Consider the following 13,979-nt stretch of genomic DNA (forward strand, 5'->3'; position numbering starts at 1 on the left):
ACGACCTCGGTCGGTTCGGTGACCACGGGAGCCGACGGCAAGTGGAGCTTCCAGACCTCCGACCTGTCGGGCAAGAGCCACGCCTTTACCGCCGAGCAGGTCGACACCACGGGCCACGTGGTCGGCACCAGCTCGGGCGCGGCGATGGTCGGCTCGGGCCGCAGCGATACGCTGACCGGCACCACCGGCGGGGGGGGGGGGGGGGGGGGGGGGGGGGGGGGGGGGGGGGGGGGGGGGGGGGGGGGGGGGGGGGGGGGGGGGGGGGGGGGGGGGGGGGGGGGGGGGGGGGGGGGGGGGGGGGGGGGGGGGGGGGGGGGGGGGGGGGGGGGGGGGGGGGGGGGGGGGGGGGGGGGGGGGGGGGGGGGGGGGGGGGGGGGGGGGGGGGGGGGGGGGGGGGGGGGGGGGGGGGGGGGGGGGGGGGGGGGGGGGGGGGGGGGGGGGTGCCCGTGGACCCACGCACGACACGATCGAGTTCAGCAAGAGCGTGTTCGACAGCTTTGCGAGCGTTCTCTCCCACGCGGCCCAGTCAGGCCACGACGTCGTGATCGCGACGGGGAGTGACACCCTCACGCTGAAGAACACGCAGCTCGACAAGCTGAACAGCCACGACTTCCACTTCGCGTAGGAGACGGGTCAGCCAGCACAAGCTGGTACTCGACAAACTGCCTCGGAGGATCCTTTGGGGGATCCTCCGACAAGGCCACGACTGAAGCTCGACGGCGGGGTGATCCCCCGCCTACGGCTTCCTAAACCGTAGGTCGGAAGTTCGAATCTTCCCGGGATCCCCATTTTTCATGGGCCACCGTTACGGTTTGCCGCGCCATTCGGCGTGAATATTGCTAGAACCGAACGGCTTCCTTCCTCGCTGGCCCGGCTGCCATGCCGCCGCACCTCACTGCCTCATCCGGAGACGACGATGCCTTTCGACTTGATCCTGCGCGGGGGGCGGGTGATCGACCCCTCCCAGAAGCTCGATGCCGTGACCGATGTCGCCTTTGCCGGCGGCAAGGTGGCGGCGGTCGGCGGCGCCCTCAAGGCCGACCCGGGCACCGAGGTGCGCGACGTCTCGCAGCTCATCGTGACGCCGGGGCTGATCGATCTCCACACCCATGTCTATTGGGGCGGCACCTCGCTCGGCATCGATGCCGAGGAGTTCTGCCGCCTCTCCGGCGTCACCACGGCGGTCGACACTGGCAGCGCCGGACCCGGCAATTTCGCCGGCTTCCGCAAGCATGTGATCGAGCCGAGCGAGGTCCGCATCCTTGCTTATCTGCACGTGTCGCATGCCGGCATCTTCGGCTTCTCGCACCGGATCATGGTCGGCGAGAGCGAGGAATTGCGGCTGATGAATCCGATCGAGGCGGCCAAGGTGGCCGATGCCAACCGCGATGTCATCGTCGGCATCAAGGTGCGCGTCGGCCTGCATTCCTCGGGCACGTCGGGGGTGGTGCCGCTCGACATTGCGCTCGAGGTTGCCAACGAGGTCGGCATGCCCCTGATGGCGCATATCGACCATCCGCCGCCGAGCTATGAGGAGGTGCTGGCACGTCTGCGTCCCGGCGACGTGCTGACCCATGCGTTCCGCCCCTTTCCCAACACGCCGGCGACCGCGCAAGGCACGGTGAAGAAGGCGGTGCTGGACGCGCGCGAGCGCGGCGTGCTGTTCGATATCGGCCACGGCAAGGGCTCATTCGCGTTCAAGACCGCGCGCGCGATGCTCGCCAACGGCTTTTATCCGGACACCATCTCCTCCGACATCCACCAGCTCTGCATCGACGGCCCCGCCTTCGACCAGGTCACGACCATGTCGAAGTTCCTGTGCATGGGCATGGAGCTGTCCGACGTGATCGCGGCCTCGACGGTGAATGCGGCAATGGCGCTGCGTCGCCCCGAGCTCGGCAGCCTCAAGCCGGGCTGCGTCGGCGACGCCACGCTGATCTCGGTCAAACAGGGCCAGTTCGACTACGAGGACGTCGTCGGCGAGCACCTGATCGGCAACCGCAAGATCGTGTCCGAAGGCGTCGTCATCGGCGGCCGCTGGTGGCATCCGAATTGAGTCGGCGCTAGCTCTGCTCGCGATAGTATTGCAGCAGGCGCGTGCCCGCCGGCGACAGCCAGTCCGGCGCACCGGTGATGTAGCCTTCGACGCGCCCGCCCGTTCCGACGAGATAGGTGATGGGCATGCCGACGATCGAGAACATCTCGGTCGAGGCCTGGGCCGCCGCGCCATGAGCATCGACATAGCAGGCGAGGTTCTGCAACGAGAGGCCGCCGAGAAATGTGCGGGCCTTGCGCAGGTCTTTGGTGTCAGTGCAGATCGCGACCACGTCAAGCCGCTCGGGTCGCGAGGCCGCAAGGCTTGCCAGCATGGGCAGGTCGAGCTTGCAGGCCGCGCACCAGGTGGCCCAGAAGTTCACCAGGGTGATACTGCCCGGCTTGGCAGCCACGACAACGTCCTTGCCGTGCGGGTCCTGAAGCCGCAGTTGTGGCATCAACGCGTGCGGCCGCACCACTGTGAACTGGCTGCGGCCGGCTTCGAACACCGGCGGCCAGCTGTCCTGCGCGCCGGCGGTGCGCAGGACAGTGAGATAGGCCGGCGCGGCGATCAGGAGCGATCGCCGCGACAACGCGCGAGGCTTCTCACGCATGAATATAGGCCCAGCCTTTGAGTTGCAGGTCGACCACGCGTCCGATGCCGAACGGGACGAGGTTCGCGCCCGCAATCAGCGGGATCGAGACTTGCTCCTTGGCTTCCGCGATCACCTTGGATGAGGCGCACATGCTGTAACTGAGGCTCGGCAGCGATTGCCGCAGCGTCACCAGCGGCTCGATCAGTGGCGTCTTGTCGGCGCGGAAGATGTCGATGCCCTTGCCGTTGGCCACGACCTCGATCAGCATTTTCGCGCCCTTGTCGGCAAAGTGCTTGGCGAGATTGGCCGAGTAACTGATCGCGTGGCCCATGACATAGGGCTCGTTGCTGTCGATCAGGATCACGACGCCCTCGGTGAGGCGATCCTCCTTGGCCGCGGCGGTGCCGGCGGCCGTGAGGATCGATGCGCCCGCCAGCAGCCCCCTGCGAGACCATCCATTGGCAGAGATCATGGTGCGGCGTTCCCGTCGATCAGAACTGACGCGGCGCGATCGGCGCCTTGCCGTTGCGTCCCCACAGCACGAACAGGCTGAGCGCAAGCAACACGACGTTGAGCGGTGCAACGTCAGCTTCGCCGCGCGAGAGGTGGAAGACCAGCGCAATGACCTGCAACACCGCGCAGCCGAGCGCGGCCAGCACCGTCAGCCGCGGCAGGATCCGCGTCAGGGCCGGCAGCAGGATGCCGATGCCGCCGGCGAGGTCGACCAAGGCAATGGAGCGGACGAAGGTCTCCGAATACTGGCCGGCCCAGGGCATCATCGCGGCCAGCTGGGGAATCGGCGTGGTCAGCTTTACCAGCCCCGCCGAGATGAAGACGAAGGCGAGGAGGACCTGCGCGGCCCAGAGGCCGATGCGGAGGGCGCGGCCGGGGGCGGGGGTCTCGAAGGTGGCGGTGGACATGGTGGTTCTCCGGAATGTGAGGGTTGCCACCATTTGATAGTTTCACCGTTTTTGATCATTATCGGCTCTGGGATTAGTTCATTTCCTGGATGTTGATGATCTCATGGATTCTCTGGTCAGCATGAGGGTGTTTTGCCTGGTCGCCGAGCTGAAGAGCTTCGCGACCGCGGCACAGCGCCTGCGCATCTCCCCGGCCATGGCGAGCAAGCATGTGATGCAGCTCGAGAAGCGCCTGGGCACGCGGCTGCTGAACCGGACCAGCCGGCGCGTCAGCCTGAGCGAAAGCGGCGCGCTCTATTTCGAGCAGGCGCGGCAGATGCTGGATTCGCTCGACGAGGTCGAGGCCGCCGTCAGCAATGCCACCGTCGTTCCGCACGGCACGCTGCGCCTGACCGCACCGGTGTGGATGGCGAACGCGATTTTTGCGGGCGTGCTGGCGGACTACCAGGCGCGCTATCCCGAGGTCCGTCTCGACGTCGATCTCAGTGGCCGCCTGGTCAACCTCGTCGAGGAGGGTTTTGATCTTGCACTTCGCGCGACCGGCACGCCGGACGAGGCGCTGATCGCGCGTCCGATCACCAGCGTCCCGTTCTACATGGTGGCGGCTCCCGCCTTCCTCAAACGCGCGGGCCGTCCATCGGCCTTCGCCGATCTCGCCGGCCAGCCGCTGCTGCACTACGCGCTTTACCCGGGCGAGAGCTTCTCCTTCACGGGCGAGCACGGCCCCGAGACCGTCAAGCTCAACCCGGTGCTGCGCAGCGGCAACGAAACGCTGCTGCACATGGCAGCAATCGAAGGCATGGGCCTCGCCTTTCTGCCGAAATGGCTAGTCGCCGAGGACATCGCCAGCGGTCGTCTGGAGCACGTCATGCCTGGCCACATCATCTTCGCCGGAAAGCTGTTTGCGGTCTATCCGAGCCGCAAATATCTCTCCGCGAAGGTCAGGACCTTCATCGACTTCATCGCCGCCGACAGGCGGATGAAGTAGCTGCTCACAGCAACCGGATCACAGCGACCTCGCGATCAGCAGCTTCATGATCTCGTTGGTGCCGCCGTAGATTTTCTGGATGCGGGAATCGATGAAGATGCGCGAGATCGGGTATTCCTGCATGTAGCCGTAGCCGCCGAACAGCTGGAGGCATTCGTCGGCAGTCTCGACCTGCTTCTCCGAACACCAGTATTTCGCCATCGACGCGGTGACGGTGTCGAGATCCCCGGCGACCAGGCGCTCGATGCACCAGTCGACGAAGACGCGCGCGATCATCGCTTCGGTCTTGCGCTCGGCCAGCTTGAAGGCGGTGTTCTGGAAATCCATCAGCGGCTTGCCGAAGGCTTTGCGCTCCTTGGTGTAGTCGGTGGTGAGCTTGACCGCGCGCTCCATCGCGGCGACGGCGCCGACCGCGAGCGCAAGCCGCTCCTGCGGCAATTGCTGCATCAGTTGCACAAAACCCTGGCCTTCCTCCTTGCCGAGCAGGTTTTCCGGCGGCACGGTCACGTTGTCGAAGAACAGTTCCGAGGTGTCGGAGGCATGCAGGCCGATCTTGTCGAGGTTGCGCCCGCGCTTGTAGCCGTCCGCGCCCGTGGTTTCGACCACGAGCAGCGAGATGCCCTTGGCACCAGCATCGCCGGTGCGCGCGACCACGATGACGAGATCGGCGGCCTGGCCGTTGGTGATGAACGTCTTCTGGCCGTTGATGACGTAGGAATTGCCCTGTTTCTTGGCCGTGGTCTTGACGGCCTGCAGATCCGAGCCGGTGCCGGGCTCGGTCATGGCGATGGCGCCGACCATCTCGCCCGAGGCCATCTTCGGCAGCCAGCGCTTCTTCTGCTCCTCCGAGCCGTAGTTGAGGATGTAATGCGCGACGATGGCGCTGTGCACGGAGACGCCGGTCGTCAGCTCCGGCACCGTGCTTTCGAGGTCGTCCAGCACCGCCGCGTCATAGGCGAAGGTCGCGCCCAGCCCGCCATATTCCTCCGGCACGCTCGCCAGCAGCGCGCCCATCTCGCCGAGCCCGCGCCAGGCGAAGCGGTCGACCATCTTCTGCTCGCGCCATTTTTCGGCATGCGGCGCCAGATCCTTGGTGAGATATTTCCGGAACTGGTCGCGGAAGACGTCGAGCTCTTCGGTCATCCAGGAGGAGCGATAGGACATGGTTACCTCGGTTGATGCGGCTTTCCGGCTAGGTAGGCCAGTCAGCCGCGGCAATTATTGTGTTTTCAGGCTGCTCCGGTGACGCTACCAAGGCGGCCGGGGCGGCGTCTGTCGGGATGTCTGATTTTGGCGACCAAAACACAAGAGCTCAAGCTCGACATCGAGCGCATCGGCACGGTCTCGGCGATTCTGACGCAGCCTGACAATGCGCGTGCCTGTTACGTGCTGGCGCATGGCGCGGGCGCCGATATGCGGCATGCTTTCATGGACAAGGTCGCGGCCGGCCTTACCGATCGCGGCATCGCGACCTTTCGCTTCAATTTCCCCTACATGGAAGAGAAGAAGGGACGTCCCGACCAGCCGGCGGTCGCGCACGCTGCGATCCGCGCGGCAGTCGCGGAGGCGGCGCGGCTGTGCCCCGGGGTGACGCTCGTCGCAGGCGGCAAATCATTCGGCGGACGCATGACCTCGCAGGCGCAGTCCAAGGGGCCGTTGCCTGATGTCAAAGGGCTCGCCTTCCTCGGCTTTCCCCTGCACGCCGACAAGAAGCCGTCGTCCGAGCGCGCCGAGCACCTCGCCGGCGTCACCATCCCCATGCTGTTCCTGCAAGGCACGCGCGATGGGCTTGCCGATCTGAGCTACCTCAAGCCTGTCGTCGAGAAACTCGGTCCGAAGAAGGCGACGCTGCATGAGATCGAAGGCGGCGATCACTCGTTCGCGGTGCTGAAGAAATCCGGCCGTAGCAATGACGAGGCGCTTACAGAGGTACTGAACGCGCTCGTAGCCTGGATCGACACGCTCGCCTGAGGCTCACGCCGAATAAAGCCCCTTGTCGCGGGCCTTCTGGATCGCGAGCGCGGCAATGAGATCGAGCGTCGGTGTCGACAGGCCTGCCGTGCGCGCGAAGGCGGCGGGCGCCTTCACCAGAACGTCGATCTCCATGGCGCGGCCAAGCTCGTAGTCCTGCAGCAGCGATGGCTTGTGATTGGGGGCGGGTCCGCTCCGCGTCACGCGCTTGACCTCGGGGATGAAATGCTGCGCGATGTCGTTGGCCTCGTTCAGCATGCGCGGGATGACGTCCGCAAAGGCGGCGTCGTCGCGCACGCCGCGTGCGGTCTGGCCGGTCAGCAGGCACAGCACCGACAGCGACATGTTGGTCAGCAGTTTCGACCAGATCGCCTCGCGGATTTCCGCGACCGGCGGGGACTCCAGCCGCGCGTCGTTGAAGACGCCGCGCAGCTTGGTGATGCGCTCGCAATTGCGGTCGTCGCATTCGCCGATCAGCAGGCGGTTGCGGTCCGGGGTGAGGTTGTGCACCACGCCGGGCGCGGTCACCTCGTTGGAGGAGAAGACGACGCCGCCGATGATCCGCTCCTTCGGGATGCAGGCGCGCAAGCGTCCGCCGGGGTCGAGGAAGGAAATGTCCGGCGGTGTCGGGTGCCGCGGCGGCAGGCCGATCCCGTACCACCAGGGAATACCGTTCTGGGCAAAGACGATGGCGGTGTCGTCCCGAAGCAGCGGCTTGATGCTGGCGACCAGCCCCGGGAGCGCAGTGGCCTTCAACGTCGAGATCACGACGTCCTGCGGACCGAGCTGGGCTGGGTCGCCCGAGGCGTTCACCTTGGCGGAGACCTCGGAATCGCCGACGCGCAGTTTGAGGCCGCCCGCCCGGACCGCCTCCAGATGCGCCCCCCGCATCACGCACGAAACGTCATGACCAGCGCGCGCCAGCCGGACCGCGATATGGCTGCCGACGGCGCCCGCGCCGAAAATGCAGATGCGCATGATGATTCCGTCCCTGGTCCCAAACTGTCGCCCGGCGCCACCATGACACATGCCGCCATGCGATGGGCGCGACCGCCCCACGCTGGAAAGATATGGATCGCGATGCGTTGCCTCGGCCATAGTGCAGGGCCAACAATGACCCGGAGGACCGCCGATGACCGCCAGCCCCGTGCTGTGGACCCTCGATGAGCGTGGGGTTGCGACCGTCACGTTGAACCGGCCCGAGGTCAACAACGCCTACGACGGCGCGCTGATCGCGGGCGTGCTCGCGGCAATGGACGATCTCGGCAAAAAGTCGAATCTTCGCGTCGTCGTGCTGAGGGGCAATGGCAAGCATTTCCAGGCCGGCGCCGACCTGAAATGGATCAACGGCGTGCGGCCGCAATCGACTGATGCGAACGAGGCGGCCTCGCGCGCGACCTTCGAGGCCGTGCAGCGGCTCAACACGCTGCCGATCCCGACGGTCGCACTGGTGCAGGGCGGCTGCTTCGGTGGGGGCACCGGCGTGATCGCAGGCTGCGACGTCGTGATCGCCGCGGACAACGCCCTGTTCTCGATCACCGAAGTGCGTTGGGGCCTGACCGCGGCGATCATCATCCCGCAGCTTTGCGACGCCATCGGCGTCCGGCAAGTGCGGCGTTACGCGCTGACCGGCGAGCGTTTCGGCGCTGAGGACGCCCGCCGCATCGGCCTCGTCCACGAGGTGGTGCCGCTCGCCGATCTCGAAGCCGCAGGCGCGAAGGTCGTCGAGCAGTTGCTCGCCAACGGGCCGGAGGCGATGGCCGAGACCAAGAAGCTCGCGCTGGAAAGCTCGTTCGGCGGCATGGCGGTGGACGATGCCGCGTATGCGCGGCTCGTCCACCTGCATTCGCTCAAGCGCCAGAGCGCGGAAGCGGCGGAAGGGCTGGCGTCGTTCGCCGAGAAGCGGGCGGGGAATTGGGGCGGTGGGAAAGGTTGAGTGTCAGCAGCCGCGGCAGATGTTGTTGATGCTGCGATAGACGGCGTCGTCGTCCTGCCGCATCTGGCGCAGCGTTTCGAGTGTCTGACCGTCGTTGGCGGGTGCAACGGGCCTGCGCTTCGCGGCGAGTTCGTCCTCCTGCCGCTTGTAGCAGGCCTCGCGCTCGGGCTTGGCCTGAATGAAGCGGCAGTTTTGCTCCACGGCTGCGGCGGGAGCGGCGGAGATCGCGAGAGCGATCACGGCGGGCAGGGCGAATTTCAAGAGCGTCGAATCCATGCGGCCACTTCTGTCAGGTCCGCCATTCCCGGGCAACCGTCTTTTGGCGGGCTACGGCACCGCACTTCACAGCGACGGCGCCAGTGACGTTTTCAGCAGCGTCAGCAGCGCCTGCACCGCGGCGGCATTGCGCCGCCGCTCGGGGATCGTGGCTTTCACCCACAGCTCCGGAATTGGAAAGTCGCGCAGCACCGGCTTGAGCGTGCCGTCGCGCAAGGCGTCCGCGACGAGATAATGCGAGATCAGCGCGATGCCGTTGCCGGCGATCGCGCTGCGCGCCAGCACGTGTCCCTCATTGGTGGAGAGCAGCGGGCTGACCTGGATGCTGATGCGGCCGCGTGGTCCGTCGAAGATCCATTCCGGGCCGGTCGGCATGAAGCTGAGGCAGCGATGCTCGACGAGGTCGCGCGGATGTTTTGGCGTGCCATGTTTCTTCAAATAAGCGGGCGAGGCGCAGAGCAGCCGCCTCAGCGCGCACAGCGGCTCGTCGACCACGCCGCCGAAGGAATGCGGGAAAGCGCCGATGGCGATGTCGAAACCTTCGGTGACGGGATCGACCGGGCGGTCGATCAGTACGATATCGAGCTTCAGCTTCGGGTTCTGGGTCTGGAATGCGCTGAAGGCATCCGCGAGCCGCGCCACCGTCAGCGACGTCGGAGCCTTGATGCGCAGATGATCGACGAGGTCGTGGCCCTTCTCGCCCATGCGCGAGAGCAGATCGGTCGCATCGGTCACCACGCCGCGTGCGCGATGCACATAGCGCTGTCCGGCTTCGGTCAGCCGCAATTGCCGGGTCGAGCGGTGAAACAGCGCCGTGCCGATCCGCGCCTCCAGCTGCGTGACGCGCTTGGCCACCACCGAGGTCGAGACGCCGAGCTTTCGCGCTGCGGCCGAGAAGCCGGTGGCGTCGGCGGTCGCCAGGAACGCTTGCAGGTTCACCAGGATGTCCATGTCGACCTTTCTCGATTCGCGAAAGCTGATCGCGTATTTTGGTAGATTGTAGCCCGCCTCGCGTTAATTCATAGTCGAACCCAAGCAAGAGATTTGGGAAGGGACGCGCCATGCGGGCCATGACGATCGAAGAACCGGCACGACAGGTGCCGCTCTATGGCGAATATGAAGTCGTCGTGCTTGGCGGCGGCCCGGCCGGCATCGTTGCCGCGGCCTCAGCCGCGCGCGCGGGGCGAAAGACGCTTCTGATCGAGCGCTACGGCTTTCTCGGCGGCATGGGCACCGCTGCCGGTGTCACAAATTTTTGCGGTCTGCATGGCAATGTCTACGGCCAGGCCCATCGCCTCGTGCAGGGCATGGCGTCCGAACTGCTGGCGCGGATCGATCGGCTCAACGGCCTGAACACGCCGCATCTGATCCTCGACAAGGTCTTTGCGCAGGCCTACGACACCGCGGCCTACAAGATCGCGGCCGATCAGTTGCTCGCGAGCCACAAGGTGCACATCCTCTTCCACGCGCTCGGCGCCGGCGTCGTGATGGGTGACGACAGCCGCATCGACGCGCTGATGGTCGAGACCAAGGCCGGGCGGCAGGCGGTGCGATCAGAGATCTTCATCGATTGCTCCGGCGACGGTGATCTCGCCGTCTGGGCCGGCGCGCCGTTCGAGATCGGTGACGAGCATGGCCATCCGATGTACCCCTCGATGATGCTCCGCCTCAACGGCATCGATCCCGCAAAGGCGGGCGAAGCCTGGCGCACCATTCCGCAATTGATGGAGAAGGCGCTCGCCGCCGGTACCCACACATTTCCGCGCAAGAGCGCCATCGTGCGGCCGCAGAAATCCGGCATCGAATGGCGGGTGAACTTCACGCAAGTGGCGCGCGAGGACGGCCATGCCATCAACGGCGTCGAGCCTGACGATCTAACCCGCGGCGAGATCGAGGGCCGCAAGCAGGCGCTCGCCGCCTACGAGTTCCTGCGCAGCACCGTGCCGGGCTTTGAAAAATCCTACATCGTCGATTTGCCGCCGCAGCTCGGCATCCGCGAGACCCGCCGCATCAAGGGCGGCTACCAGCTCAGCGGCGAGGACGTGCTCGGCTGCGCCTCCTTCGAGGATTCGATCGGCGTCAATGGCTGGCCGATCGAGGCCCACGTGCCCGGCGACGTGATCTTCACTTTTCCGCCGATCCCGGAATCGCGCGGCTATAACGAGTTGCCCTACCGCATGCTGGTGCCTGAAGGCGTCGACAACCTCCTGGTCGCCGGCCGCTGTGCCTCCATGACCCATGAGGGCCAGTCCGCGGCGCGGGTGTCGGGGGCCTGTTTCGTGATGGGCGAGGCGGCCGGTTCCGCCGCCGCGCTGGCGCTGTCCGGAAACCGCATCCCCCGTGATATCCCCATTGAAAAATTGCAGGAAACGTTGAAACAACAGGGCGCCTTCATCGGCCGGGACCAGATGGTGCCCGAAGGCCTGTAACGCACTGCAAGACAACGACGGCGGAGGAAACGGGATGATCGGGATAATGCGGCTCGCGCTTGCGGGGCTGGTGGCGATCACGGCGATGGGCACGGCGCGGGCCGAGGACGCGCTGAAGGCCAGGATCGGCGTGCTCCGTCTGTCCTCCTCCGCGCCGGTCTTCATCGCGCAGGACAAGGGCTATTTCCGCGAGGCCGGCCTCGAGGTCGAGCTGAAATTCTTCGACGCGGCCCAGCCGATCGCGGTCGCGACGACCTCGGGCGACGTCGATTTCGGCATCACCGCCTTCACCGCCGGTCTCTACAATCTCGCCGGCAAGGGCGTGCTGAAGGTGATTGGCGGGATGAGCCGCGAAAAGGCCGGCTATCCCCTGATCGGCTATTTCGCCAGCAACAACGCCTACGCGGCCGGATTGAAGACGCCGAAGGACCTCGCCGGCAAACGCGTGGCGATGACGCAGGTCGGATCGAGCTTTCATTATTCGCTCGGCCTGCTCGCCGACAAATACGGCTTCAAGCTCTCTGAGGTGAAGATCGTGCCGCTGCAATCGCTGTCGAACGCCGCTGCCGCGCTGAAGGGCGAGACCGTCGATGCGGCGCTGCTGCCGATCTCGACCGCGCGAAAGCTCACGGACGAAGGCGGCGCGAAATTCTTAGGGTGGGTCGGCGACGAGACGCCGTGGCAGCTGGGCGCCGTGTTCGCCTCGCCGAAGACGCTGACCAACAAGGCGCTGGTGACGAAGCTGCTCGGCGCACTCGCCAAGGCCGACCGCGAATATCACGACGTCATCCTCGCCTCGATGAAGGACGGCGTCGCCCCGATCAACGACAAGACCAAGCCATTGCTGGAGATCATCGCCAAATACACCAACCTGCCGGTCGAGCAGGTGGTCGGCAATTGCGCCTATATCGATCCCGACGGCAAGCTCGACGTGAAGAACGTCGACAACCAGATCAAATGGCTGCAGGAGCAGGGCTTTGCCGACAAGGGCTTCGACGCCAACGCGATCATCGCCAAGGAATTTGTGAAGGCGGATTGATTGATGCGAGTCCTACTCTCTCCCCGTCATCCTGAGGTGCTCGCGAAGCGAGCCTCGAAGGATGCGCGGCCCGGATGCAGCGGGGCCGTCGCCCTTCGAGGCCTCCGCTTCGCTCCAGCACCTCAGGGTGACGGATTGAAGAGCGGAGTTTGAGATGGACCTGATCGCCAACCACATCAGCCACCGCTTCGGAGACCTCGCCGTGCTCGACGACGTCTCCTTCACGGTCAGCGCCGGGGAGGTGGTGGCGATCGTCGGGCCCTCCGGCTGCGGCAAGAGCACGCTGCTGTCCATCCTCGGCGGGCTGTTGCAGCCGACCTCAGGCGAGCCCGAGCTGCGCGGCGCGCCGCCGGCGGACAGCCTCAATCCGCTGACCTTCGTATTCCAGGATTTTGCGCTGCTGCCCTGGGCGAGCGTGGAGGAGAACGTCGAATTCCCGTTGCTGCACACTCAGCTCTCGGCCACTCAGTGCCGTGAGCTGGTCGAGGATGCCTTGCGCCGCACGGGGCTGACTGATTTTCGCAAAACCTATCCCAAGCAGCTCTCCGGCGGCATGCGCCAGCGTGTCGGCATCTCGCGCGCGCTCGCGGTGAAGCCCGCGATCCTCTTGATGGACGAGCCGCTCTCCGCGCTGGATTCGCAGACCCGCGAACTCCTGATGGAGGATTTCGTCCGCCTGCTCGCCGATGGCGGCATGGGCGCGGTCTATGTCACCCATAATCTCGAAGAGGCTGCGCGGCTGGCCGATCGCATAGTGGTGTTGTCGCGGCGGCCCGGCCGCATCCGCGAGGTCGTGACCGTGCCGATGACGCGCACTGAACGCGGCGAAGCGGCGGCGGGCGAAAAACTGCTGGCGCTGCAGAACCAGATCTGGTCGCTGATCCGCAACGAAGCCATCGATGCCGAGCGCGAGGTCCAGCATGCTTGATCGCGCGGCGACTGACACTGCGAAGGACAGCGCGACGCGGCGCGTCCGCTTTCGTGGCGCCGGCTTCGTGCCCGCGTCGAGCCGTTTCGGCGGCTGGATCGCTCTCGCACTGGTCATCGCGATCTGGCAGGCGGCGGGCAGCACCGGCCTCGTCAATCCCCTGTTTCTGCCTGCGCCGTCGGCGATCGCGCGCGCGATCTATCAGCTCGCGATCTCAGGCGCGCTCTGGCAGCATTTGTCGGCATCGCTGCTGCGCATCGGCGTCGGCTGGCTGTTGGGGACGGCGGCTGGCGTCGCCGTCGGCTTTGCCATCGGCCTGTCGCGGCTCGCGCGCAGCGTCGGCATCACCTTCATCTCGGCGCTGTTCCCGATCCCGAAGATCGCGCTGCTGCCGCTGTTGATCCTCTGGCTCGGCATCGGCGAAGAGCCGAAGATCGCGACCATTGCACTGGGGGTGTTCTTCTCCACCGCGATCTCGGTCTATAGCGGCGTCGATGCGGTACCGCGCAACCTCATCCGCATGGCGCAGAGCTTCAACGTTCCCTTCGCCACCATCGTGCGCAAGGTGGTCTGGCCGGGCGCGCTGCCCGCGATCCTCGCCGGCTTCCGGATCACGGCGTCAGTGGCGCTGTTGCTCGTCGTCAGTGCCGAGATGATCGGCGCCCAATACGGCATCGGCGCCTTCGTGCTCCAGGCCGGCAATCTGATGCAGACCGATCAGCTGCTCGCGGGCGTGGTGATCCTGTCGGTGTTCGGGCTGGCGGTGGGGAAGGTGATCGGCTGGCTGGAGATAAGGCTGCTGCACTGGCGGTAGCTGCAATCCGCAATGTGGCTGGAAGCGCGCGCTACAACCTCCGTCGTC

The 13,979-nt window shown here is 66.1% G+C and carries 17 protein-coding genes; 9 read left to right on the top strand and 8 right to left on the bottom strand.

Going from position 1 to position 13,979, the window contains the following annotated elements:
• The coding region (locus XH81_RS21640) for a hypothetical protein (protein ID WP_271596357.1) at positions 1-182 on the bottom strand (182 nt) is incomplete at its 3' end.
• A 302-nt stretch (positions 183-484) separates the two neighbouring features.
• On the opposite strand from XH81_RS21640, the gene XH81_RS21645 reads away from it, so the two are divergent.
• Together XH81_RS21645 and XH81_RS21650 are read left to right on the top strand one after the other, a co-directional pair.
• Positions 485-625: a hypothetical protein gene (locus tag XH81_RS21645; protein WP_271596358.1), complete on the top strand. Its 141-nt coding sequence runs from the start codon at positions 485-487 to the stop codon at positions 623-625.
• Positions 626-916: 291 nt separating this feature from the next.
• Positions 917-2,056: an amidohydrolase/deacetylase family metallohydrolase gene (locus XH81_RS21650; RefSeq protein ID WP_028143848.1), complete on the top strand. Its 1,140-nt coding sequence runs from the start codon at positions 917-919 to the stop codon at positions 2,054-2,056.
• A gap of 7 nt (positions 2,057-2,063) precedes the next feature.
• Here XH81_RS21650 and XH81_RS21655 read toward each other — a convergent pair whose 3' ends face one another.
• The 3 genes from XH81_RS21655 to XH81_RS21665 are packed head-to-tail and all read right to left on the bottom strand — an operon-like array spanning position 2,064 to position 3,550.
• Entirely contained in the window at positions 2,064-2,648 is a 585-nt protein-coding gene (locus tag XH81_RS21655; RefSeq protein ID WP_028143847.1) for a TlpA family protein disulfide reductase, read from the bottom strand.
• On the bottom strand, positions 2,641-3,102 hold the full coding sequence (locus XH81_RS21660; protein ID WP_028143846.1) for a DsrE family protein: 462 nt from the start codon (positions 3,100-3,102) through the stop codon (positions 2,641-2,643). The genes XH81_RS21655 and XH81_RS21660 overlap by 8 nt, the downstream gene beginning before the upstream one ends.
• A 19-nt stretch (positions 3,103-3,121) precedes the next feature.
• Entirely contained in the window at positions 3,122-3,550 is a 429-nt protein-coding gene (locus XH81_RS21665; RefSeq protein ID WP_038947392.1) for a DoxX family protein, read from the bottom strand.
• A gap of 103 nt (positions 3,551-3,653) precedes the next feature.
• Between XH81_RS21665 and XH81_RS21670 the strand changes: the two genes are divergently transcribed.
• A complete protein-coding gene (locus tag XH81_RS21670) occupies positions 3,654-4,538 on the top strand; it encodes a LysR family transcriptional regulator (protein ID WP_028143844.1) in 885 nt (294 codons plus the stop codon).
• An 18-nt stretch (positions 4,539-4,556) separates the two neighbouring features.
• Here XH81_RS21670 and XH81_RS21675 read toward each other — a convergent pair whose 3' ends face one another.
• Positions 4,557-5,702: an acyl-CoA dehydrogenase family protein gene (locus tag XH81_RS21675; protein ID WP_028143843.1), complete on the bottom strand. Its 1,146-nt coding sequence runs from the start codon at positions 5,700-5,702 to the stop codon at positions 4,557-4,559.
• 126 nt (positions 5,703-5,828) lie between these two features.
• On the opposite strand from XH81_RS21675, the gene XH81_RS21680 reads away from it, so the two are divergent.
• Positions 5,829-6,509, top strand: coding sequence for an alpha/beta hydrolase family protein (locus tag XH81_RS21680; RefSeq protein ID WP_028143842.1), 681 nt, complete (start codon positions 5,829-5,831; stop codon positions 6,507-6,509).
• A 3-nt stretch (positions 6,510-6,512) separates the two neighbouring features.
• Here XH81_RS21680 and XH81_RS21685 read toward each other — a convergent pair whose 3' ends face one another.
• A complete protein-coding gene (locus tag XH81_RS21685; protein ID WP_028143841.1) occupies positions 6,513-7,487 on the bottom strand; it encodes a ketopantoate reductase family protein in 975 nt (324 codons plus the stop codon).
• Between the two features lie 154 nt (positions 7,488-7,641).
• On the opposite strand from XH81_RS21685, the gene XH81_RS21690 reads away from it, so the two are divergent.
• A complete protein-coding gene (locus XH81_RS21690; RefSeq protein WP_028143840.1) occupies positions 7,642-8,445 on the top strand; it encodes an enoyl-CoA hydratase-related protein in 804 nt (267 codons plus the stop codon).
• Positions 8,446-8,448: 3 nt separating this feature from the next.
• On the opposite strand, the gene XH81_RS21695 is transcribed toward XH81_RS21690, so the two are convergent.
• Positions 8,449-8,721 (bottom strand): hypothetical protein, encoded by a 273-nt coding sequence (locus XH81_RS21695; RefSeq protein WP_038974703.1) that lies wholly within the window; start codon positions 8,719-8,721, stop codon positions 8,449-8,451.
• Positions 8,722-8,787: 66 nt separating this feature from the next.
• Positions 8,788-9,672 (bottom strand): LysR family transcriptional regulator, encoded by an 885-nt coding sequence (locus tag XH81_RS21700; RefSeq protein ID WP_028143838.1) that lies wholly within the window; start codon positions 9,670-9,672, stop codon positions 8,788-8,790.
• 110 nt (positions 9,673-9,782) lie between these two features.
• On the opposite strand from XH81_RS21700, the gene XH81_RS21705 reads away from it, so the two are divergent.
• The 4 genes from XH81_RS21705 (at position 9,783) to XH81_RS21720 (ending at position 13,931) form a co-directional block, all read left to right on the top strand.
• Positions 9,783-11,150, top strand: a complete 1,368-nt coding sequence (locus XH81_RS21705; RefSeq protein ID WP_028143837.1) for an FAD-dependent oxidoreductase — start codon at positions 9,783-9,785, stop codon at positions 11,148-11,150.
• A gap of 34 nt (positions 11,151-11,184) precedes the next feature.
• Entirely contained in the window at positions 11,185-12,189 is a 1,005-nt protein-coding gene (locus XH81_RS21710; RefSeq protein WP_028143836.1) for an ABC transporter substrate-binding protein, read from the top strand.
• A gap of 154 nt (positions 12,190-12,343) precedes the next feature.
• Positions 12,344-13,117: an ABC transporter ATP-binding protein gene (locus XH81_RS21715; RefSeq protein WP_028143835.1), complete on the top strand. Its 774-nt coding sequence runs from the start codon at positions 12,344-12,346 to the stop codon at positions 13,115-13,117.
• Positions 13,110-13,931, top strand: coding sequence for an ABC transporter permease (locus tag XH81_RS21720; RefSeq protein ID WP_028143834.1), 822 nt, complete (start codon positions 13,110-13,112; stop codon positions 13,929-13,931). Before XH81_RS21715 ends, XH81_RS21720 begins: the two co-directional genes overlap by 8 nt.
• Positions 13,932-13,979 lie beyond the last annotated feature (48 nt).

Source organism: Bradyrhizobium sp. CCBAU 25360 (genome assembly GCF_028128695.1).
Lineage (GTDB): Bacteria > Pseudomonadota > Alphaproteobacteria > Rhizobiales > Xanthobacteraceae > Bradyrhizobium > Bradyrhizobium ottawaense.

Excerpts from the sequence above, each read along its gene's own strand:
- XH81_RS21700 (WP_028143838.1), bottom strand. The coding sequence starts at position 9,672 with ATGGACATCCTGGTGAACCTGCAAGCGTTCCTGGCGACCGCCGACGCC.
- XH81_RS21705 (WP_028143837.1), top strand. The coding sequence starts at position 9,783 with ATGCGGGCCATGACGATCGAAGAACCGGCACGACAGGTGCCGCTCTAT.
- XH81_RS21655 (WP_028143847.1), bottom strand. The coding sequence starts at position 2,648 with ATGCGTGAGAAGCCTCGCGCGTTGTCGCGGCGATCGCTCCTGATCGCC.
- XH81_RS21660 (WP_028143846.1), bottom strand. The coding sequence starts at position 3,102 with ATGATCTCTGCCAATGGATGGTCTCGCAGGGGGCTGCTGGCGGGCGCA.
- XH81_RS21665 (WP_038947392.1), bottom strand. The coding sequence starts at position 3,550 with ATGTCCACCGCCACCTTCGAGACCCCCGCCCCCGGCCGCGCCCTCCGC.
- XH81_RS21675 (WP_028143843.1), bottom strand. The coding sequence starts at position 5,702 with ATGTCCTATCGCTCCTCCTGGATGACCGAAGAGCTCGACGTCTTCCGC.
- XH81_RS21650 (WP_028143848.1), top strand. The coding sequence starts at position 917 with ATGCCTTTCGACTTGATCCTGCGCGGGGGGCGGGTGATCGACCCCTCC.
- XH81_RS21690 (WP_028143840.1), top strand. The coding sequence starts at position 7,642 with ATGACCGCCAGCCCCGTGCTGTGGACCCTCGATGAGCGTGGGGTTGCG.
- XH81_RS21720 (WP_028143834.1), top strand. The coding sequence starts at position 13,110 with ATGCTTGATCGCGCGGCGACTGACACTGCGAAGGACAGCGCGACGCGG.
- XH81_RS21710 (WP_028143836.1), top strand. The coding sequence starts at position 11,185 with ATGATCGGGATAATGCGGCTCGCGCTTGCGGGGCTGGTGGCGATCACG.
- XH81_RS21715 (WP_028143835.1), top strand. The coding sequence starts at position 12,344 with ATGGACCTGATCGCCAACCACATCAGCCACCGCTTCGGAGACCTCGCC.
- XH81_RS21695 (WP_038974703.1), bottom strand. The coding sequence starts at position 8,721 with ATGGATTCGACGCTCTTGAAATTCGCCCTGCCCGCCGTGATCGCTCTC.
- XH81_RS21670 (WP_028143844.1), top strand. The coding sequence starts at position 3,654 with ATGGATTCTCTGGTCAGCATGAGGGTGTTTTGCCTGGTCGCCGAGCTG.
- XH81_RS21685 (WP_028143841.1), bottom strand. The coding sequence starts at position 7,487 with ATGCGCATCTGCATTTTCGGCGCGGGCGCCGTCGGCAGCCATATCGCG.